General features: G+C 55.5%; 16 protein-coding genes. 10 read left to right on the top strand and 6 right to left on the bottom strand.

From position 1 onward, the window contains the following. Window positions 1–47 precede the first annotated feature (47 nt). The 3 genes from NOV86_RS21645 to NOV86_RS23300 all read left to right on the top strand — a co-directional run bounded on the left by NOV86_RS21645 (window position 48) and on the right by NOV86_RS23300 (window position 2171). A complete protein-coding gene (locus tag NOV86_RS21645; RefSeq protein WP_267643916.1) occupies window positions 48–1028 on the top strand; it encodes a C45 family autoproteolytic acyltransferase/hydrolase in 981 nt (326 codons plus the stop codon). Between the two features lie 62 nt (window positions 1029–1090). Continuing rightward, window positions 1091–1882 (top strand): DNA glycosylase AlkZ-like family protein, encoded by a 792-nt coding sequence (locus NOV86_RS21640; protein ID WP_267643915.1) that lies wholly within the window; start codon window positions 1091–1093, stop codon window positions 1880–1882. After that, window positions 1788–2171 carry a DNA glycosylase AlkZ-like family protein gene (locus tag NOV86_RS23300; RefSeq protein WP_368408805.1) on the top strand — a complete coding sequence of 128 codons (384 nt, stop codon included), beginning with the start codon at window positions 1788–1790 and terminating at the stop codon, window positions 2169–2171. Before NOV86_RS21640 ends, NOV86_RS23300 begins: the two co-directional genes overlap by 95 nt. A gap of 86 nt (window positions 2172–2257) precedes the next feature. Here the strand turns inward: NOV86_RS23300 and NOV86_RS21635 are convergent, their stop codons facing one another. The 4 genes from NOV86_RS21635 to NOV86_RS21620 all read right to left on the bottom strand — a co-directional run bounded on the left by NOV86_RS21635 (window position 2258) and on the right by NOV86_RS21620 (window position 5435). Beyond that, window positions 2258–2506 carry a hypothetical protein gene (locus NOV86_RS21635; RefSeq protein ID WP_267643914.1) on the bottom strand — a complete coding sequence of 83 codons (249 nt, stop codon included), beginning with the start codon at window positions 2504–2506 and terminating at the stop codon, window positions 2258–2260. A gap of 284 nt (window positions 2507–2790) precedes the next feature. Next, window positions 2791–3972, bottom strand: coding sequence for an FAD-dependent oxidoreductase (locus tag NOV86_RS21630; protein WP_267643913.1), 1182 nt, complete (start codon window positions 3970–3972; stop codon window positions 2791–2793). 313 nt (window positions 3973–4285) lie between these two features. Beyond that, complete coding sequence (locus tag NOV86_RS21625; RefSeq protein WP_267643912.1) at window positions 4286–5017, bottom strand: alpha/beta fold hydrolase; 732 nt, start codon at window positions 5015–5017, stop codon at window positions 4286–4288. A 16-nt stretch (window positions 5018–5033) separates the two neighbouring features. Further along, window positions 5034–5435: a hypothetical protein gene (locus NOV86_RS21620; RefSeq protein ID WP_267643911.1), complete on the bottom strand. Its 402-nt coding sequence runs from the start codon at window positions 5433–5435 to the stop codon at window positions 5034–5036. Window positions 5436–5615: 180 nt separating this feature from the next. Between NOV86_RS21620 and NOV86_RS21615 the strand changes: the two genes are divergently transcribed. From NOV86_RS21615 to NOV86_RS21600, 4 genes are all read left to right on the top strand, one after another. After that, entirely contained in the window at window positions 5616–7175 is a 1560-nt protein-coding gene (locus tag NOV86_RS21615) for a multicopper oxidase family protein (RefSeq protein ID WP_267643910.1), read from the top strand. After that, a complete protein-coding gene (locus tag NOV86_RS21610; protein WP_267643909.1) occupies window positions 7176–7583 on the top strand; it encodes a hypothetical protein in 408 nt (135 codons plus the stop codon). Between the two features lie 258 nt (window positions 7584–7841). Next, a complete protein-coding gene (locus NOV86_RS21605) occupies window positions 7842–9401 on the top strand; it encodes a hypothetical protein (protein WP_267643908.1) in 1560 nt (519 codons plus the stop codon). A gap of 408 nt (window positions 9402–9809) precedes the next feature. Beyond that, on the top strand, window positions 9810–11153 hold the full coding sequence (locus NOV86_RS21600) for an RNA-guided endonuclease InsQ/TnpB family protein (protein WP_267643907.1): 1344 nt from the start codon (window positions 9810–9812) through the stop codon (window positions 11151–11153). Between the two features lie 73 nt (window positions 11154–11226). Here NOV86_RS21600 and NOV86_RS21595 read toward each other — a convergent pair whose 3' ends face one another. Next, window positions 11227–15747, bottom strand: a complete 4521-nt coding sequence (locus tag NOV86_RS21595) for an NACHT domain-containing protein (RefSeq protein WP_267643906.1) — start codon at window positions 15745–15747, stop codon at window positions 11227–11229. Window positions 15748–15802: 55 nt separating this feature from the next. Between NOV86_RS21595 and NOV86_RS21590 the strand changes: the two genes are divergently transcribed. Beyond that, window positions 15803–16015: a hypothetical protein gene (locus NOV86_RS21590; protein ID WP_267643905.1), complete on the top strand. Its 213-nt coding sequence runs from the start codon at window positions 15803–15805 to the stop codon at window positions 16013–16015. 207 nt (window positions 16016–16222) lie between these two features. Next, window positions 16223–17473 carry an RNA-guided endonuclease InsQ/TnpB family protein gene (locus NOV86_RS21585; RefSeq protein ID WP_267643904.1) on the top strand — a complete coding sequence of 417 codons (1251 nt, stop codon included), beginning with the start codon at window positions 16223–16225 and terminating at the stop codon, window positions 17471–17473. Between the two features lie 247 nt (window positions 17474–17720). On the opposite strand, the gene NOV86_RS21580 is transcribed toward NOV86_RS21585, so the two are convergent. Continuing rightward, window positions 17721–19637, bottom strand: a complete 1917-nt coding sequence (locus NOV86_RS21580) for a hypothetical protein (protein ID WP_267643903.1) — start codon at window positions 19635–19637, stop codon at window positions 17721–17723. 308 nt (window positions 19638–19945) lie between these two features. Between NOV86_RS21580 and NOV86_RS21575 the strand changes: the two genes are divergently transcribed. Continuing rightward, on the top strand, window positions 19946–20101 hold the full coding sequence (locus NOV86_RS21575) for a hypothetical protein (RefSeq protein WP_267643902.1): 156 nt from the start codon (window positions 19946–19948) through the stop codon (window positions 20099–20101). Window positions 20102–20187 lie beyond the last annotated feature (86 nt).

Genomic DNA, 20187 nt, shown 5'->3' with positions numbered 1-20187 from the left:
CCGCATATTCATTCTACTCTTAGACGTCCTCTTCTGGTAGACCTGTAATGGAGGTAGTCACGCTTTCAGGAACGCCCACCGAGATGGGCCGACAGTACGGACAGATGCTTGAAAAGGCCGGATTCACGCCCCCGTCAGCCTCTCCTGCCCAGCGACAATTCGTAAACAATAGTCTCCCTATAATTGAGGAAGCCTTCCCTGCGGTTATTGACGAACTTCGCAGTATCGCCGAGATAGGAGAATGGGATTTCGACAGCATTGCAGCAATTCCGATTGCACTCGGGTTGGATGCCGGATGTTCAGTCGTCGCATTCGCAGGTGATGTCAACGGCGGCAGCCCCCTATTCGGGAGGAATTACGATTTTTCGACGGAATTCGCCGACTTTGCTACGTTGTACCGAACACGGCCTTCTGAAGGACTTTCCCATGTGGGATGTTCGGACCACTGGACTGGTCGTCACGACGGTATCAACGAAGTCGGGCTCGCGGTGGGCCACAGCTTCGTCCCTCACCGTGGGCTCAGGCCAGGATTGATGTTCACGCTCGCAACACGAGCCGTGTTGGAAACATGTAAGACCGTCTTCGAGGGGGTACAATTCTTAGAGGGAGTCCCGCATTCACGGAACACGAATTTCTTACTGGCCGATCGCACTGGGTCGATAGCCGTCGTTGAGGCGAGTCCCGAAGAAGTGACTAGCTGGTATCCTGAGACAGTCGGGGTGGCGACGAATCACTTCCAATCGTCGTGCATGGCCCGACACCAACCCGAAGACGACGGCCATACAGAAAGCCAGTCGCGGCTGGCAGCCATTCACAACCGGATAGACGCAGTCTTGCCTCAGTTCTCACTCGACGAACTGCAGGAAATGCTATCAGACCCTGACACAGGTGTCTGTGTCTGTTCGGATACTGGTGGATTGACAGACATCGAGACGATTTGGTCGTGGACAGTTGAATTAGATAGTTTTGAGTTGTTTCTCTCTAGTGGTCGCCCTGATACGAATCCATACGTCAAAGTCGACTGGTAGCATCGGTCAGTATCCTACGGTAGGTATTTGCACGAAGTGAAGTCGGGTCGTCAACAAACACTATGCAATACAACTATTCGCCTGCCGAAGTCAGACGTGCGCGTCTTCGCTCACAGTCGCTCGTTCCAGAGGCTGCTGCACAGCGCGTGGAACAAGTTACCGAGAACGTTTGTGGTCTCCAGGCACAACAGCCATTGTCCGCCGCTCTGGGTGTGAGAGCGCGAAGTTCGGGACTGACACTAACTGCGGTCGAGAGAGCACGTATTGAGGAACGAACCGTCCTACGAACATGGTGTGTGCGGGGTACAATGCATCTCGTTTCCACCAATGATGTGCCGTGGATGCTATCTGCCTTCGGTCCAGTATTCTCCGCTCGGAGTCGGTCTCGGCTCGATGATCTTGGATTCAACGCCGCAACATGTGAGGAGGCAATCGAGGTCATCAAAAATGCCATACACGAATACGGTCACCTAACTCGCTTCGAGATCGTTGATGTTCTCCAGAATGCGGACCTCGAGTTCGATCCAGACGGACAGGCACCGCATCACCTCATCCGCCAGGGCGCCTTGAGAGGTGTCTTCTGTGAAGTTTCCCCAAAAGATGGTCGAGAGGCGTACGGACTACTCGAAGAGTGGGTAGGTATCGACGACTTCCCGGATCGAGGGCCCAGCCTTGAAATCCTTGATCGACGATATCTCTCCGCATACCAACCCGCTACGATTGATGACTTCGCCTCGTGGTCTAAGTTGCCGATGATTGATGTGCGCTGGCTGGGCGGCAATCGAAGACGAAACGACGGCCGTCAGCGAGAGTCAAAAACCGTTACGCGTCTTCGAAGAGGACTGCCCCAGTGAGATCGATCACTATCTCCGTTTACTGCCCGCGTTCGAGTCGTACTTACTTGGATACGAAACCCGTGAATTCGCCATCTCAGCCGTGAACGAAGCGCACGTATGGCCTGGTGGGGGAATCATCCGACCAACCGTAGTTGCTGACGGCACAGTAATCGGAACATGGAAACTCGACACCACGAGAACGCACGCTCACGTCGACGTTACTCCATTCGATAACATCCCCACTGCATTCGAAGGTGCGCTACGGGCAGAAATCGACGACATCAAACGCTTCCTCGTTCCGGAATAGCCCACATCTGTCCGTCGGTAGTTCAGATCCTCAGAATTCCAGCTTACGGCGTTTCCACAGAACGACGCTATATCGATCATCTACGACTACATCTTCTGTTCCACTTCGAGCAGCCTCGACAGTTCTTCTTCAAACTCACGCTCGGTTAGTCGTCCGTCCACGTATCGGGTTCGGACCTCTGTGAGCGACTCGGTCAGCCGCTCCTCCGGAGTTCTCTTATCGGCCGGGGCGATCAACGATGAGAGGCATATGACCCGAAGCACCACATATCTCGCTTCGCGTCGCTCAAGCCACGTGGCGAGCTGACACCGGCCTTTTCTGATTACCGTTGTCACACGCGACGCCACCCTTCGTGCGAGATACCACACGAGACTGAGTGCGCCAAGAAGGCCTGCAGAGACGAAGAAAGCGGTAGCAAGTAGCAGTAGGCCGAGCGGATTCACGGGGTTCGTGTATGCGACCAATGTACTGGCGAGAGAGGCAACTCCCAAACATACGAGACTCGCTCCGCCAAGGGCGACCGAGAGGTTCGTCGGATACTGTTTCGATTTCGTCCGACTACCATATTGAGTATTGAATTGGTGACCCGTCTGTACACATTCATCCTCAATGATGTCTCTCATACTGGTTCGCTCCAGTCTACTCTGTACGAGTAGATTTTTTCGAACTTCTCTACTCCTCGCTTCAGGAAGAACGGGAGCACGAGGTCTCGAATTTTTCGAGTGACAAGATTGGATGGTGCCTTCTGGTTCCCAGTCTCCCGAGATATCTCAACGATCTCCTCGACGCGGTCCCGTCGCAGGGACTCGAACGTCTCGAATGCTTGCGGGACCTCTTCAACGTCTCGCAGGCACTTTGCCAAGACGACGGCGTCCTCCATAGCAAGTGAAGCTCCCTGACCGACGTGCGGAGAAGTCGCGTGAGCGGCGTCGCCGATCAGACAAACCGTCTTTTTGTGCCAGGTCGGGAGCGACGGCAGATCGTACACTGGCCACTTGCCGATTTCACTGTCAGTTGAGCGAATGATTTCAGTTACTTCGTCGTGGTCGTCCTCGTGGAGTCGGAGTAGCTTCTCTCTCCACTCCGATTGCGAAATCGCGTCCAGTTCCGCCCGATCTGGAGCCTTCTCGCGTTCGTGATTCTCGAACCAGTAGATTTCGCCCGTCGGAACCTTCTGATAGCCGAAGAACCCGTCCACACCAAACGTCATCTTCATCACTCCATCCGACGGTGGAATCGAGTCATTTCTGGTGAACGCCCCGGAGTCTATGATTCCCGTATATTCGGGATCGGGTGCGTTGGGGAGAATGGAGCGCCGAGTTTGTGAATGAATTCCATCACAGCCGATGAGGAGATCTCCGTGGACTTCTGTGCCATCGTCGAAATACGCGATAACCATGTCATTGTGTGGAATCTGGACGTCCGTGAGACGCTTGCCAAACTTCACAGTGATACCCTGATCTGTCGCCGCTTCGCGGAGACCTTTGGTCAGGAGTCCTCGCTTGATCAGCACCGTCTCAGAGTGATTTTCACCGAGCTCGTTTTGCTTGTGGTTCTGGAAGACTAGTCGGTTCGATTCGTGGCCCTCGCTGAGGACTTCCTCCCTGATTCCGAGCGTCTCCAGAACATCCGTTCCGTTCTCAGCGAGGTTGAGGAAGAATCCCGCGTCGTCTTGTGGCTCTGGTCGTCCTTCGTATATCACTGGCGTGATCCCGATTCGCTGGAGGTACAGCGCGAGGACCGGTCCGGCGACCCCGCAGCCGATGATCAAAGCCTTTTGATTCGGTCCAGATTGGCTCATTGTAGTCCCCCGCTGATGACAAGCTTGGGTAGTTGGGTTCCCGATCTGGAACCGTGTCTCACAGCGTCTCTCTTGAGTTTCGTTAAGCAGCTCATCAGCAGATATCTGTACGCGTTTTTGCATCAGTATTCAGATGAACATGTTTACGAAGATGATCCGGTGTGGGTCCAAGAGTAACTGTCTCGTCTTACGAGCATCTGTAAACGTCAATGTGAAATTATTTCTTTCCCAGGTAACAATAGAAGAGTATCCTGAGCCGCTAGGCGAAGCCTGTGGAGGCTCGTTTAGCGAACCCTCGTAGCAGATTTTATTGTCACCGAATTTGATCTGCGAAGTCAGTAAGCGCAGACGCCAACTCGGCAGGACTGCTCAGCATCGGCAGGTGGCCCGTGTCAAGCGTGACAACATCGTCAGCACCCATAGCATCAACTATCTTGTCCTGCTGGTTAGCGGAGATCGACTTATCGGAGCGCGTTCGAATGTATCTGGTTGGTATCTCTGGGATTTCTCCTTTCACCGCATCGGTAAAGAGATGACGTGATTCCGGGATGAATTCAGAGACGATGTAGTCTGTTTGTGTGTCGCTCAATTCTGCACAGAGTGAGAGTCGGATGACACTTTCCGGAGGCCTCGTTCCGCTAAAGCGTAGTATGAACTTCTGAACGATTCGTTGATGCAACGGGAAACTGGAGAGGAAAGACTGGCCGGGAGCTGGGATTCCCGCACACACACCGACAAGACCTACAACTCGTTCAGAGAGGCAGTCGGCGAGCTCAACGCAAACCGTCCCACCAACAGAATGTCCGACGAGAACAACGCGTCGAACGTCCCACTCATCTACTTGTTCAAGGATCGCACCCGTGTAACCGACCAATCGAAGACTGTCTCGCGCAGATTGGTCTGCCTTCCGGGCAGGGAACGAAGCCGATAGCGTTGGGGCCTCGATAAGCGGAGCTACGTTCTCCCAGATCCACACATCAAACCCTGCCCCATGAACCAGGACGAATCCGATGTCCTCATTAAGGGAGTCGATCGAATTATTCATAGCTGAGTTACCAATCCTAAGAGGCAGAAAATAGCCTCGCCCCGAGTAATCCCGCACCAACGATGACGACGAAGCGCAAGAACATCATCGGATCGAGGGCTCCAAAGGCTAGGCCCACGATCCCCGCAAGGATACCTACTGCAATGCCGTGGGACGTTACTGCATCAGGGTCTGCTTGACGAGCAACCCAGCCCGATGCGACGACAGTCAGTAAGATCGTCGCGATGGGGAAGAGTATCGTACCCGAAACTGTGTTGAACTGCTGTAATGCATTAGGGGCGGGCTCTCCTCCCGTTCCGAACGCAACGACGAACGTGTATACGACGATTCCTGCAATGAGCAACCCTGTCGAGATAACGTAGGGTGCGATGCCACCAACGACGATCTGTTTCCACTGTAGGTCAGTTACTGACGTCATCACATAGGAAGAGTCCGTGTCGATGAATCAGGCTTGACGTACACATGTTCACCTTCTCATTATCGAAAACTCAGTCTTCACCTGGTGTTCCCCACCGTGTATGGGTAGAGGTGGAGGCATCGAGGGCAACATGTTTACGTGAAGCTTGACCGCTGATCGGGCCTTTCCTTGGGCTGAGAAATGAAGTTCAGCCGAAGAAAGTTCTCGAAACTAGGTCTGATGGCCGGTGTGGGACTTGGAATCCCTCTTGGAAGGACTGCAGGACCTGTTGGCCGTCTCGTTGAATCCGCCACTGTGACGAGTCCTCGTGTAGAACAGTTCGAGGCCCCACTTCCTGTGCCTCCAGTTCTTGAACCGAGTCGAACCGACGAGACGACGGACTACTACGAAATCACACAACAAGAGGGGACAGTCGAAATCCTCCCAGGATACGAAACCACGGTTTGGGGATACAATGGTCTCTTCCCGGGCCCGACCATCGAGGCGAGAAGCGGCCGGGAAGTAGTAATCGAGCACCGGAACGAACTCCCCGTCCCTGTTTCTACGCACTTGCATGGTGGGGTAACACCCCCAGAAAGTGACGGGTTCCCTACGGATCTCATCCTCCCGCCCGATCTCTCAGTGGAAGACCTCCCAGGGCATATCTCCGGCACCGTCGCCGGCATTTCACACGGTTCCAAGGAGTACACATATCCGAACCAGCAACGGGCAGCGACGCTGTGGTATCACGACCACCGGATGGATTTCACCGGGCCACAGGTCTACAAAGGGTTGGCAGGCTTCTATATCATCCGCGACGGCATCGAGGATGAGCTTCCGCTTCCCGACGGGGAGAAGGAGGTACCGCTTATGATCGCAGATCGGACGTTCACCGACGACGGAGAGATGTACTATCCATCGGTTGATCCGTCACTCATGGGCGAGCATGGCGTACTCGCCTCAACGAGTTTCGGGCCCCACACCGGAGTCTTCGGGGATACGATTCTCGTCAACGGTGCGCCGTGGCCGCGGATGGAGGTTTCTAACACGAAGTACCGCTTCCGCATTCTGAACGCGTCGAACGCGCGAACGTACGAACTCGCCATTGAACCCTCACCGTCGGAAGGGAACTCCTTCGTCCAAGTAGGCAGTGACGGCGGCCTGCTCTCGGAACCGATCCGCCATGACAAACTCCTCATCTCCCCCGCAGAACGGTTCGATGTCGTCGTCGACTTCTCACAATACTCGGTGGGATCGGAGGTGACTCTCGTTAACCGACGTGGAACTGGGCGGGTGTCCGATGTAATGCGGTTTGAAGTCGTCCGTGAAGAGAAGGAGGAGAGCGAAATTCCAGCTCAACTCGCGCCAGAACTCGAGTTCCCAAGTCCCGAGGATGCGGAAGTGACCCGACGATTCTTTTTCCTCGCAGGTGTGCTTGGCGGGATGTCAACAATCAACGGCAACGGGTACGACCCAGAGAGAATTGATGCAAACCCTCGCCTCGGTTCCACTGAAATCTGGGAGTTTGACGCCGACCCAGCTCACCCAATCCACATGCATCTCGTTCACTTCAAGGTCATATCCCGTGATGGCGGCCCACCCGGTCCCTACGATGCCGGGTGGAAAGATACTGTCTTCCTGGACGGCGGCAACGTACGGGTGGTCGCCAAGTTCACCCCCTATCGCGGCAAGTACGTCTTCCACTGCCACAACCTGGAACACGAGGACATGATGATGATGGCAAATTTCGAGGTGGTCTGAATGGGCATCGTAAATCGGAACCGCCATGATCAATCAGCATCGGCTAAAATCACAACTGTTCGCTACCTCGCAGCAGGGCTCGCGTTCACGTCCCAAGCAATACACTTGTGGATACTCCCAGAAGCATTTGTAGTGACACTCTTGCCCGGCTTGTTCTTCCTCTTTGTAGGGATGAGCCAGGGACTGCTCGGAGTGAGCCTACTGTTTAGACCAGGTAAATGGACTCTAGGTATCGGTATCTTACTCAATGCCCTGATCGTTACAGTTTGGATCACTACTAGGATTGTGAGCCTTCCCGCCATCACCGGGTCTGCACAACTCAATATTGACCTGGCTGGAATTGGAGCGGCAGTTGCAGAAATTATCCTTGTGCTGTTGCTGTTGAAACTGCTGGCAGCTAAGAGGTAAAATCAACTCGTATCTCGCTGCTATCGTGCTGAACTCATCCTCTGTATCTCGCACGACTGTATTGTCACTTTCCGCGTGCTTCCGCAGGACTACTTCTCTCTGGCTGCTCTCAGACTTCATGGCCTGCTGGCGACTGATTCTGGGATTTATCATACCCAAGGGGATGAGGAGAATCAGAGAGTGAGCGACGAAAACACACCCTGATAGCGAATCGGTGTGTCTCGAATGCTCTCTCCAATGCCTCCTCGGAGAACAACGATGTCCAGCACTGTTGCCCCAGACCTGCAGGATCGTATCCAGACCATCAGCGACGCATTCGCGGCGTTCGACGAATCCCGAGTTGCCGGCGGAAGCGACCCGACGTTCGCCCTCGACCAGCTCGATATAGAGGACCAACTGGAGCGGATGTGCGCCTACCGAGTTCCGATGGACGAGGCTGTTCGAACCATCGTTCGGAAGGCCTGCACCGATGCCGACCTCGACCGAGACGATCTCACTGATGACCTCGCCAAACTGGCGGGCTACGGCGGACGTCCCCAGAAAGCCACTCGAACGATGCTCAACAGCATCGATGAAGCCGACAAGTGGGTCGACGTCGTCGCCGAAGTCGTCGAACTGTGGGAGCCCCGGAGCGAGAAGATAGCCCAAGTCGGACTGCTGGGCGACGAGTCCGGCCGACTCAAGTTCGTCGTATGGGCCAGCGCCGACCTGCCCGAACTCGAAGAGGGTGGCACCTACGAATTCGAGAGCGTCGTCACCGACGAGTACCAGGGCCGGTTCTCGGTGAGTTGCAACTCCGCTACCTCGATCAGCGAGACAGACCAGTCCGTCGAGGTCAGCGACGGCACGATCGAAGTCGTCGGGAGCATCGTCGACGTTCAGGAAGGATCGGGCCTCATCAAGCGCTGTGGACAGGACGACTGCACTCGCGTTCTCCGGAACGGCCGGTGTGCCGAACACGGGCAGCGAGACGGCGACTTCGACCTCCGAATCAAGGCGATCCTCGACGACGGTGAGCGGTCGGTCAGCGTGCTGTTCAACGAGGAAGCGACGGAAGCGGTCACCGGCATCTCGTTGGATGATGCGACGACGATGGCGATGGACGCACTCTCGACCGATGTCGTCGCCGACGAGATCAGCGACCAGCTTCTGGGTCGCCGGTTCCGCCTTACTGGCAGCGTCTTCGGGACGTACTTCCTCGTGGACAACGCGGAGCGATGTTCCGACGAGAGCGACCTCAGTGACGACGTACTTGAGCCTGCCCTGACTGCTCGACAGCCTGCTCGCCGAGTCCTCGCACAGGAATTGAACGCTTCGACACAGACGTTTCAGGAGTCGGATGACGAGCGAGCGCCAGTCTTCGGACTCTCTCCGATGGGTGCGGCGCTCAACCGTGTGTTGATTGTTGGGACGCTCACTGAAGTTCGGGATGTCGGGTCGGACAGTGAGTACTGGCAAGGACGTGTCTACGCTGGCTCCGAGCCTGTATTCGTCTACGCGGGGCAATATCAACCAGACGCGATGGACACGCTACGGAACGCAGAGACGCCATCGTACGTCGCCGTCATTGGCAAGCACCGGGCGTACGAGTCCGGTGACCGAACGAATGTCGCAGTTGAACCTGAACACATCATTTCCGTCGATGCGGAGACGCGAGACGCGTGGCTCGATGAGGCGGTCGCACACACTCGCGCCCGACTCGACGCTTATGAGGTGGGTGAGTCGCCGTTCACCGATGAGGCAGAGGAGGCATACGATGATAACGTAGACGAACTCGTCGAGGTCGTCAGTTCGCTTGACGACCATGGAGACAAGTAGCGACCCACGATTCTCCTCCTCGTCGGTGTCTGGGACCGTGTGAAGTTTATCGAAGCTAATTGGGTGGAGAGATGACTGAGAATAGAGGCCCCACTGACGGTACGACCGCCCGAGAACGTCTCGCAATGCATCTCGCACAAGCCTTGACTCGCGCGGAGTCAACCGATGTACGACGCCATCTCGAAGCGGCTCTAGAAGAGTGTAGAAAGCTTCCGGGAACTCCGCTGATGGAGTGTCCGAATTGTGGACGCGTTGGCCTTCCTGAACGGATTTGTGACCATCTCTGTTCACCCAGGTTGCATGAGCGATGAACGTCGCTTACACGGTTGTCCGGACCGTACCACAAATTCGGTTTCTCTGTGGTCTCATACACACCTTTATAACAGAAAACGAGGAGAGTAACCTCCGATGAGGCGGACCAACACGTTCGATGTCGTCCCAATGTCCGATGCCGACGAGGAACTCTTGTTCCGGCTGTTGGACGCCTCTGCTGCACTCTGGAACGAAATCAACTACGAACGCCGCCACCGCTACGCCGACCCCGATCGCGACATCTGGGATCTTAGTAACTACGGCGAGCGCTACGCCGGTGTTCTTGGTGCAGCGACCGTCCAACAAATAGAGCGACAGAACGCGATGGCGTGGCGGTCGTACTTCGCGCTCAGAAAGAAGGGCGAAGCCCCTAGCAAGCCTGGGTTCTGGGGAAACCGGGAGGACGGCCGAGAACTTCGGACGACCATTCGTACCGATTCGTACACCATTGAGTGGGGTGACCGATCCCGGCTAGACGTACTGGTCGGCCAGGAGCTGAAATCGGAGTACGGACTTGATCGCCGTGACCGGTTCCGACTCGAAATCCGTGGCGCTCCGCGGTGGACCGACTACAATAAGCAGGGCCGATTGGTTCTTGAGTACGATGAAGTGAAGGCCCGCTTTAGAGCCTATCAGTCAGTCACTGTCGACGAGACGTACTTGGACACACCGATGGGAGACGAATCAGCGGCACTGGACATCGGTGCGAACACGCTTGTCGCCTGTACGACGACCACCGGGCAGCGATATCTGTACGGGGGACGGGCGCTCTTCGAACGGTACCGGGCGACCACGGAAGAAATCGGCCGATTACAATCACTGTTAGCTGACGACCAGCACAGTAGTAAACGGATTCGTCGGCTATATCGCCGACGGACACGCCAACGCGATCACGCTCAGCGGACCCTCATTAGGGATCTCGTGGAACGTCTCTACGAACAAGGTGTTGCTAAAATCTATGTGGGTGACCTCACTGATATCCTCGAAGCCCACTGGTCGGTGGAGGTGAACACGAAGACACACAGCTTCTGGGCGTTTCGGACGTTTACCGATCGGCTCAGTTGCGCTGCAGAGGAATACGGTATCGAGATCGAGGAACGCTCGGAGGCGTGGACGAGTCAGATCTGTCCGGCCTGTGGGTCTACCGAACGTACCATGCGTCACGAGGATACAATCACCTGCACGTGTGGATTTGAGGGCCACGCGGATCTGAGCGCCTCTGAATCGTTTCTGAAACAACAAACCGACATCACACGGCCGATGGCACGGCCCGTGCGACTTACGTGGGACAATCACGAATGGCGGCCTATCACACCCGCCCCGCCGCTACGGCAGACAAACCCCAACGAGGAGCGCACGAACTGGAGTACCTGTGAGGGGAACGCCACCTCCGGAGGATCGAATACGGTCAATCCTCGCGCGAGGGGATCCCACGATTAGGTGGGATAGATGTCACGTCTACGCTGGCCAGTACCAGATGTGTATATTCTGGGGCTTGCGTCAGACCCTAAGATCACGAAGTTTCTGAGTCGGCTGTCTTGTGCTGGTCGATTATTCGGCGATACTCTGACTCGCCAGATTCATAGAAACGCTCGGCGAGCTTTATTGCTTGATCATTGCCGTTTGCCGCTGCTACTTTCACGATAGTCCAACGGTCGTCGCTCGCTGGATAGGTGAACGAAGTATCCCATTGGTCAACGAGCGCGACGAGTACACTGGTTGCATCGTCTATAGCTGCGGAGGTCGGACTGGAATTCACCTCGTTTGCCAAGAATTCGATTACCTGCTGGAACGGGAACGATGAGGATAGACAAGGGGCGCTCCGAACGAGGTGGTCTGTGATTTCTGTTACGCTCGCCGATGGCGGGGCATGCTCTAACAGTTCGGCGTACCCCCGAAATCCTTCGCACGCTGGTGTATCGTGGTATTCAAGCCGTATCTCCCAGAACTCGATTGCCCGCTCCCAACACATCGTCTCAAACTCACGGTTATCTGTATTGTTCAGTAGGTCAGTGAACGTCCGGGCGAATGCGAGATCGGCTGACTTGATGTTTTCACCATCTAATTCAGCGACGCGTAAAGCAAATGCCCTCTCAATGAGTGGGTCAGAAGCCTCAATGAATTCTTGTGCATATGCACTTGCGAGGTGCGAGCACACTCGTTCGTACGTCCGCTCATCGTAGGTATCGGCAGTGTTGTCGACCAAATATGCGCTAATGCCGTTTTCATCTTCCTTGACAGCGTCCGGCCTGTCAGCTGTATAGAAATCAATCGCTCGTTCATACTTTGAACGCAGATCGGCGAACAGGTCTTGTGATAGACGAGTAATTGTGAGATATCCCTCCCAAGCCGAAGTAAAGCGTCGAATTGCCTCGGGAGAGCTGTCTTCGGGAAAGAGCGCATCCATATGTGCTCGAACTAACGAGTCGTTGAGGTAGAATAGTAGCGGTAGTCGCATTCCGAGGGCAAAACGGACTGGTCGTGCAGAGTCTTCAAACAGCGCTATTATCCGGTCCCACAAGTCTTGGTGAGTTCCCGAGGTATCAGTGTTTAGCGAGGCGAAGAAGTATGTCGTTGCAACGACGCCAGTCGGCCGAACCCCTTTGACGAAGATGGGATTCTGTGGCGCAATCGACTGATTCCACCCCGCGTCTGTTCGCTCAGGGTCTGGATCTTGGAGCTGCCGCATGAGGACTTCCGACAGAACCTCCTCGTATTCGGCGACCGGGAGCGAGCTCCGTGTATGTGAGATGATCGTCTGAACAAGTTCTGCAGCGGTCCGTCGCGTATCCCGGGGCCACAGTCGCTCGTCGGTCCCGATGTCAGTGACCATAGCAAGTGCTTCGAGGATCGAACCCCACGCTTCGATCGTGGTGTCACGGTAGTCGGTATTCGTGATCAGAGACTTTACTGCCTCGAAGGCTGTATTGACGAACTCGTCGTCACCCGCACGGACTATTTCGGGAAGGTGTGGAAGATACGTCGCCGGGTCATTGCGGAGACGGTCATGGAGCTCCTCGTTGAGTAGTGCGCGGAGTTCATCCGTGTCCTCTTTTGACTCTTCTTCAAAATGATGCGGGACCGCGTGCTCCCTACAAGCAGAGATGAACGCATCAGCGTCTAATTCGGAAGGATCGAATGGGGTGCCGTCATCGTCGTCTCCCCATTGGAATGGAAAGTGGTAGCCGGTCCCGGCTTGGTATTCGATCTCACCATACTCATCAATTAACGACTGAATGTCTGTCTGCCGTGAGTTCGACACTGCATCACGAACGTGATATAGCCGTTTCAGTTTCCAACGATCGATCTGAGCGTCGACCATCCGGTCGAGTTCGTCCGTGGAATCGAACTCGCGCCGATCGGACAACCGCTCGCGAATGTCCTCTTCGTCGGGTGCCTCGTCGATGTGCTTGAGGACGGTCTTTTGATCCACCTCTGAAATGACACCGAACCCGCTATCCAGCAGGGAGATGTATTCCGTTGAGATCTCGTGGTCGACAACGTTTTTAGCGGTTGTCAGAACCTCGCTAACGAGTTCCGGCGCTCGTTCGGGATGCCGCGCGAGGACGCTTATCGCCATTTGCTTGAAGATTCCGTCGTCCTCTAAGTAGCGACGCACCCATGCAGACCCAGCTGACGCGTCGTGAACGAGCAGCGATCCCAGAACGTCTTCGATCACTTGGACGAAGACTACCTCTATCTTCGTGGGATTGAGTCGGTTGGCAACTAACCGACGACGGAGGAGGCGTTCCGGCGGAAGCTCATCTGCTGACTGCGAGACAACCCGGTCCAGACAGCTCCGGAATTGTTCGTCAAGGACGTCGAGAAGGTCCATCCCACAGGTTGCGACTAACTCGTCACCGTACTCGTCGAACAACGATTGGACCGACCTCGGCCGGAGCCGACAGTGAACCTCTGTCCTCGTTCCTGAATATTCCCCTCGTTCAACCTCGGTTGTCTCGCTTACTGCCGATTCAAGGAGAGCGGAAAGCAACTCCAGCGTGGCGTCTGCTTGGCTCTCGCGGATTAACGCACCTACCAGTGTCGAAAGATTCGAATGCATTCGCTTCGATGTCTCTCGATCCAAATCGGCGAGGTATTTCACTATCAGAGACGTCAGTCCGGTAAGTTGGGTGGGTGGCAAGGAATCGACGACGGAGAGGTAGGGGTGTAACTGAGAACGATCGGGCGTGTCATACGTCGCTAGTGCATCAATCACGAGTTCTGGGTGTGTCCCGGCGAGTTCGGAGACATACGCTGCGGAATGGCTACCAAATTCCGAGACTCGTTCATTGTCGACCAAGTATCTCGCCCATGCAGGCGACGAGAGATTTCGATAGAACTCTCGTGTGAGGTTCTGGTCTGTGTTCAAGGAGTCTAGGAGTGCCCGGGAAGTTTCGTCTGGCAACTGTTTCGGACCGAGGTCCCGTGCTGATTCCGCGAGGATCGACTTTGCGTAGAACCCGAGATCGGAATCTGAACCGAGCCCATCCCTAATGAATGAGGTACTCCTGCTGGCGTCCGCTAGATACATACGAAACATCCAGTCGAAGACATCCGCTGCGACGCGTTCATCGATGCCGTCCTCAAGAACGTTTTCAACGGAGAAATCCCCACAAACCGCGTCCCACGCGTAGAAATACGATTGTAATTGGTCGTGTTTGAACCGATATCGGCGGCGCCAGTCATTGACGATCGTCCCCCTGCTTCGCAGCCGTCCGTCACCGGGATTTCGTTCTTCGATTTCGAACGTGGTCGTCCGATCACGGAGGGAAGACCGTGCGTGGTATACACAGCGGTCGACCGGGCTGTCCTCCCAGCTCGTTGGGATGGTACCCGACGGGCCGCTCCCCTCAGTGTCAAGCGACTCCCGGTATGCGTCCCACAGTGCGGTTTCCGTAGTAAGCGAACTAGGATCGATGGCAGCGTCGGCTGCTATCACGTCAGCGAGTAGCGTCAGGTTCAGTAGTCGCTGACACAGGTCAAGTAGTGCCGGTGGTTGCTCCTCAGAGTCCACACCGAGTTCTGACAGTAGCGATGACACCTTGGCCTCGTCCAGGGGTTCAAGCTCAATCTGGGTGAACTGAGACGCCTCATTCAAACGCTGATATTCCGGTTGTTCCAGATCCCATGTCCGGCATGCACAGAGGACGCCAACCTGGTCCATCTCGCTCAAGTCGAGGAGTAGATGTTGGAATACGGTGGCTGCAGTTTCTATTCGGATGTTATCGAGCTGATCAACCACCACCGTACAACGACCGTTCCGGTCAGCGACCTCCTGAAACAGATCTCGGAGGCTGTTCGTGATGCCGAACTCCGCTTCGACATCGGAGATTGCCTCGAACTGACCGAATTCACGTGCATCAATGAAGTAGACCGGATGCTCGTCCGCCAGTGTGGCGTATTGCTCTGCCAGCACACCCGTTTTCCCGACACCTGCAGGCCCGGTAAGAATAACGTTTTCTCCAGCAGATAGTTCAGACTCAACTGTCGAAACGCCTGAAACCGCGACGTGTTGGTCGATTTCTGGAATTTGGTACGCCGTCTCGGACGGGGCCATTCGATTGCTCCACCGTGACAACGCGTCGAGATCATCGTAGTATCGCTCATGGCGTTGCTCAATCTCTTCGACCAGCGTTTCTGTGAGGGTGTTTGTGTGGCGGACGTATTCGTAGAGGATTTGGTAGATCTCGTGGGTCTGTCCCCCAGCAACGAGGTTTTCTTCGAGATGAACAAGGAACCGTTCGATTGTCGCCTCGAAATCGACATCTTCGGTCGTATTCGCTCGCACCTTTAGCGCATAAGCAAGGTCTGAGAGTATCTCATCAGTATCTGCAGAAGCCGTCGCTTCTTCGTCAAGTTCAGCCTGAAAAATATCGAGAAGATCGTCTGAAGAGATTCCGGGGGTATCAGCCGCAGTCGCCTCCGCTGCGTCAGCAACGGCCTTGCGAAATGTTCTTCCTTTTCGGAACCTGCTGAAAATCTCCGTTCCTGAGTCGTATACGATGGAGAAAAGAACCGGGTCAGGGATCATTGACAATCATTCTCTTTGCTATCCCCGTATAGGTTTGGCCGTTGGGTTTCAATTCGTGTCAGAGTCGATCACCGAGGTCGATGAGTCGACTCGAGAAGCGTGGGTTGCTGAAGCGGCGGCTCAGACCAGTGACCGAATCGAGGCATTCGAGGCTGAGGAGGCCCCGTTCGGTGCTCAGGCACAGGACGAATACGGTGCAAGCCTCGATGATCTCCGAGAGGCTGTCGTCGCTATTGCGGAAGGCAACTCTCACGACAGCGAAGAATAGTCGCAGTCGTTCAGAATCTGTTACTTCTCCTCCCCCTCAGCTATATGATGCTCTTTACAAACTCAGTCTATCTTTTTTCGAGCAGAAAAATCCGACGTTTACCACGGGAGTGAATCCGACAACCTTGACGCCAACTACCGTTGATATCAGCCCGGATATTCACCGGTAATGCGAGTCATTAAGTAATATTACCGACATAGGCTATGTATGGCGATTGAGGCCACTCGAACCTATGTTGGTTCTATCCAGAACCACCGGCAGGTCTGTGGCGGCCTCGATTCGCTCGGAGATTCCGCCTCCAAAATTTGGAACGTCGCACGATGGACAGCCGACCAAATTTGGAATGCAACTGGCGAAATACCAGATGAGGGCGTGCTGAAATCGTATATGAAGAACCAGGCGTGCTGGAAAGATTTGAACGCACAATCCAGTCAGAAAGTCATCGAAGAACTTTCCGACGCTTTTCAGTCATGGTTCGGCCTGCGACAGAAAGACGACGCGGCGAATCCGCCCGGTTACCGCAAACACGGTGACAAACGACCACGGAGCACGGTCACATTCAAAGAAGACGGATTCAAACACGATACCGAGAACAACCGCGTTCGCCTCTCGAAAGGCTCGAATCTGAAAGATCACTTCTCGGACTTCCTGCTCTGTGAGTACCAGACTCGCCCGGATGTTGACCTCTCAGAAGTCAACTCGGTGCAGAACGTCCGAGCAGTCTGGAACGGCGACGAATGGGAGCTGCACTTCGTCTGTAAAGTCGAACTCGAAACGAACGACTCACCAGGCGACGAAGTTGCAGGCATCGACCTTGGCATCAAGAACATCGCTACAGTCGCATTTCCCGACGAATACGTCCTGTATCCCGGCAACTCGCTCAAGCAAGACAAGCACTACTTCAAGCGAGCCGAGTACGATACAGAGGGTGAGAATGGCCCGTCAGAGAAGTCGATGTGGGCACGCAAGAAACTCACAGAGCGTGAGAGGCACTTCTACCACGTTCTCACAGACACCATCATCACGGAGTGTGTCGAACGCGGTGTAGGCACGCTCGCGGTGAGTTGGCCAGAAGATGTGCGAGAGTCGGATTGGGGTAAGACCGGCAACAAGAAACTGCACTCGTGGGCGTTCGACCGCATCTACCAGTACCTCGCGTACAAGGGGGAGATTCGTGGTGTTGCGGTGCTGAAGGAGAACGAGTGGGATACCAGTAAGACGTGCTCACGATGCGGTGACGATACGAAATCAAACCGTGTAGAACGTGGCTTGTACGTCTGCTCGTCGTGCGAATTGGTCGGGAACGCGGATTGTAACGGGGCGGAGAATATGCGCCAGAAGATAACTCCGAGTCCTCACGGCGAGGATAGGAGTAACGGCTGTGTGGCACAGCCATCGACACAGTTGTTCGACCGCGAGAGCGGGACGTTTCGTACGAGAGAGCAATTCATGTCGTAGACCAGCAAATATCCCAACTGCGTACGGGAAGCCTCTCCGTTTACGGCGAGGAGGATGTCACGCTCGTCCCTGAGGAGTCCATCTAGATAAGACAGGAAAGCGTGCTACCAACTCAACCGTTACCCCACAAATTGCAGTGTATCTGTTTAGGTGGGGTAACTGCTTGTCTACAATTGCTCCCGTTCAGGTGTTCGGAAAGAGGGGTTAGATTTCTGAGTCCGTAGGGGACTCTGGTTGCTACAGTTCGTTACGGTTCAGTGGTTACCTTCCTGCCAGTCATCGTCTCCGCATCAGACGTTCCAACGCTCTCAACGTTTTCCTGTGCGAGCCACCAGTCAGGTGTCCAGTCCGTCACCGGGAACACCCAGCTCTCAGAACCCCGCCAGTACGCAATGGGATTCTTCGGCACTGGTTTGCCAATCGTCTTAGGGCCAGTTCGCTGACGATGTCTGTGCTGTCTCGACTTCTGAGTCGTCACAGCATCGGACGTAGGTACGTCACGCTTTGATTCGTCACTGGTACGTTCCAGAATTGTGAGTTCGCTGTCCCGACGAGTCTCGAAGGTGGCTTCGTTGCCGTACCATCCTTTCACGACATTATCAACACGGACAACGTCTCCGACCTGCAGTTCAGGGAAGCGGTGTGATCGGATGAGCGTTCGACCGCCGAAATCCGTTGGATCCGGCGTTGGTCGCGTCTCATCCCACTCGCTTTTCGCCCAAATTGCAAAACGGATCGTCCCGGTCTCGTCCTGAAGCACGCCGGCCTGCTTGATTCCGGGGTGAGTGTTCTCGAAGAGGATCGAAACACGACCCTGCGTGGAGAACCTCCCCTTCGTCTGTGCAGTCGACATATATCGGACGTTGCCGATCTTCTGGACGTTCTGGGGATCGTTCGCTTCGTCTTCGGCCTGTCTGAGCAGCGCATTCGTCGGCTCGACGTCGCGGTTGACACGCTTCGCGAGCGCGAGTGCGAGCGTCAGCGGACTCTTGCGCACCTCGTAGACCTTCTCGAAGTCGTCACTCAGGAGTCGGTGCGCCATCGCACAGACTTCCTCGTGTTCGTCAGGGTCCAGCTCGAGCAACGGACGAAGGCGGTCCTTGTGGGCCTGCTTCGCTCGTTTCTCTCGGGCCTCGGCGAGTTCAGCCGCAGTGGGCCGGGTCGCTGCGAGTTCGTCGAATCGGTTGTTCAGCCACTTCGCGTGACCGACTAGCTCGACGTCGTCGCTCAGCTCGCCAGGGTGGCAGATGCCATCCGTGACTTTCCGTTTCTCGGCCTCCAATGCGAGTGATCGCTCGATGGACTCCAGAGAGCTGCCTGCGAACTGCTCGGGCTCGGTGACCAGGTCACCGAGACGGACGTATTCGCCATCGGGGAGCAAGACCTCCAGGTCGGCGGTCTCGAGTCCCGTGGTTGTCTCCGTCCGCTCAGCGTGGTCGTGGGTCTCTGCGTCGTCCGGTCGGTCGTACGCTTGCAGTCGGCTTTCGGCTGAGCCGAGTGGAGCCGAGCTCGAGTGGCGGCTAGTGGTCGTCACTCGGTGGTCGACAGCCTTCGAAGTGGGCGTCGACGGCGTGTGTGCAGTCGTGCGGCCGGCGGATTCGTCGAGGCCACTGGCGACACCAACGACTTGTTCGCCGGTCGGATCGACGAATTTTGAGCTGGCGTTACCAGGGTGCCACGATGCGAGATCGCCTGCTGAATCGGGCTCGATGAGCGCGTCAGCGGGCTGGCCGTTCGCGTTCGTTCGGGCTCTCATGAGCTGTCCTCGTTCTGGGACGATGGGGTAGCCATCAGACGTGTACCCGTACAGTCCATCGACGGGTTCTGCACGCGTCCCGAAGTCGGTCTTCGCTGCGGTCCGCTCCGTGTAGGCGTCACCGTCTTCGTGCTGGTCCGTCGTGACCTCGGGGTCGTTTCGGGAGTCAGCGTCGGATGGGGCGTCCATGAGCGTCCAGAGGAGTCCTGCCAGTCTTGCGACCAGCCGAGTTCTCGTCGTTGGCTCAGTGGTGGAGCGGCGCTGCTCCTGGTCCTCCCGGTAGGTCCGGAAGTAGGGCGAGCGACCGTCTTCAGTCCGCGTCGTTGCGGTCCCATGTCGTTCGTTCGTCTGCTTCGTCGCCTCTATCGTCGCCGATAGGTTCTTATCCTCAGTGTTGCTACTGTTCATTGGAATACACCAATTCCGTTCGTGAGGCTCTAGTCAGCCTCACACTCTACACTGCGTAGCGGAGCATAGGTATATCGCCGACTGAGCGGCCAGTATCGGTGTTTTTCCAGGAAACCCCCACAGTTTCCCCACACTCTCGTTCTCGTTTCCACAGCGGATCTGTGTCCTCGAATTGATACTGATGTTACCCCACAAACCACTTGTTGTCGTAATATGTGGGGTAACACTCTCCGAGATTAGAACCGAGTCCCCAGAACAAATTCATTAATATGGAACCAGCCACTACGAGATGGCACGAGGTATATTCGATGACTGGCGACGAAGATACTTCTATGAGTTCGCTTGAAGCGTTCCTGGATGGGTCTGGTATCGACCCAGAAACGCTCGGTGAGCCGCCGCTTCGGAATGGTGAAGATCCGCTGCTTTCACGCGACCGTGTCGAATTCAAGTCTAGCGACGAGTAGGTAGATAACATAGACTGGATTAATAGTCCTGTTAAAGGAATGTGATTCTGACATGATTGTCGTACGAGAGCCAGAGCACGTATCGG

This window comes from Haloarchaeobius amylolyticus (assembly GCF_026616195.1).
In the GTDB taxonomy this organism is placed as follows: Archaea; Halobacteriota; Halobacteria; order Halobacteriales; family Natrialbaceae; genus Haloarchaeobius; species Haloarchaeobius amylolyticus.
This window is presented reverse-complemented; position numbering and strand designations above follow the sequence as displayed.

Excerpts from the sequence above, each read along its gene's own strand:
- NOV86_RS21645 (WP_267643916.1), top strand. The coding sequence starts at position 48 with ATGGAGGTAGTCACGCTTTCAGGAACGCCCACCGAGATGGGCCGACAG.
- NOV86_RS21640 (WP_267643915.1), top strand. The coding sequence starts at position 1,091 with ATGCAATACAACTATTCGCCTGCCGAAGTCAGACGTGCGCGTCTTCGC.
- NOV86_RS23300 (WP_368408805.1), top strand. The coding sequence starts at position 1,788 with ATGTGCGCTGGCTGGGCGGCAATCGAAGACGAAACGACGGCCGTCAGC.
- NOV86_RS21630 (WP_267643913.1), bottom strand. The coding sequence starts at position 3,972 with ATGAGCCAATCTGGACCGAATCAAAAGGCTTTGATCATCGGCTGCGGG.
- NOV86_RS21625 (WP_267643912.1), bottom strand. The coding sequence starts at position 5,017 with ATGAATAATTCGATCGACTCCCTTAATGAGGACATCGGATTCGTCCTG.
- NOV86_RS21620 (WP_267643911.1), bottom strand. The coding sequence starts at position 5,435 with ATGACGTCAGTAACTGACCTACAGTGGAAACAGATCGTCGTTGGTGGC.
- NOV86_RS21615 (WP_267643910.1), top strand. The coding sequence starts at position 5,616 with ATGAAGTTCAGCCGAAGAAAGTTCTCGAAACTAGGTCTGATGGCCGGT.
- NOV86_RS21610 (WP_267643909.1), top strand. The coding sequence starts at position 7,176 with ATGGGCATCGTAAATCGGAACCGCCATGATCAATCAGCATCGGCTAAA.
- NOV86_RS21605 (WP_267643908.1), top strand. The coding sequence starts at position 7,842 with ATGTCCAGCACTGTTGCCCCAGACCTGCAGGATCGTATCCAGACCATC.
- NOV86_RS21600 (WP_267643907.1), top strand. The coding sequence starts at position 9,810 with ATGAGGCGGACCAACACGTTCGATGTCGTCCCAATGTCCGATGCCGAC.
- NOV86_RS21595 (WP_267643906.1), bottom strand. The coding sequence starts at position 15,747 with ATGATCCCTGACCCGGTTCTTTTCTCCATCGTATACGACTCAGGAACG.
- NOV86_RS21585 (WP_267643904.1), top strand. The coding sequence starts at position 16,223 with ATGGCGATTGAGGCCACTCGAACCTATGTTGGTTCTATCCAGAACCAC.
- NOV86_RS21580 (WP_267643903.1), bottom strand. The coding sequence starts at position 19,637 with ATGAACAGTAGCAACACTGAGGATAAGAACCTATCGGCGACGATAGAG.
- NOV86_RS21575 (WP_267643902.1), top strand. The coding sequence starts at position 19,946 with ATGACTGGCGACGAAGATACTTCTATGAGTTCGCTTGAAGCGTTCCTG.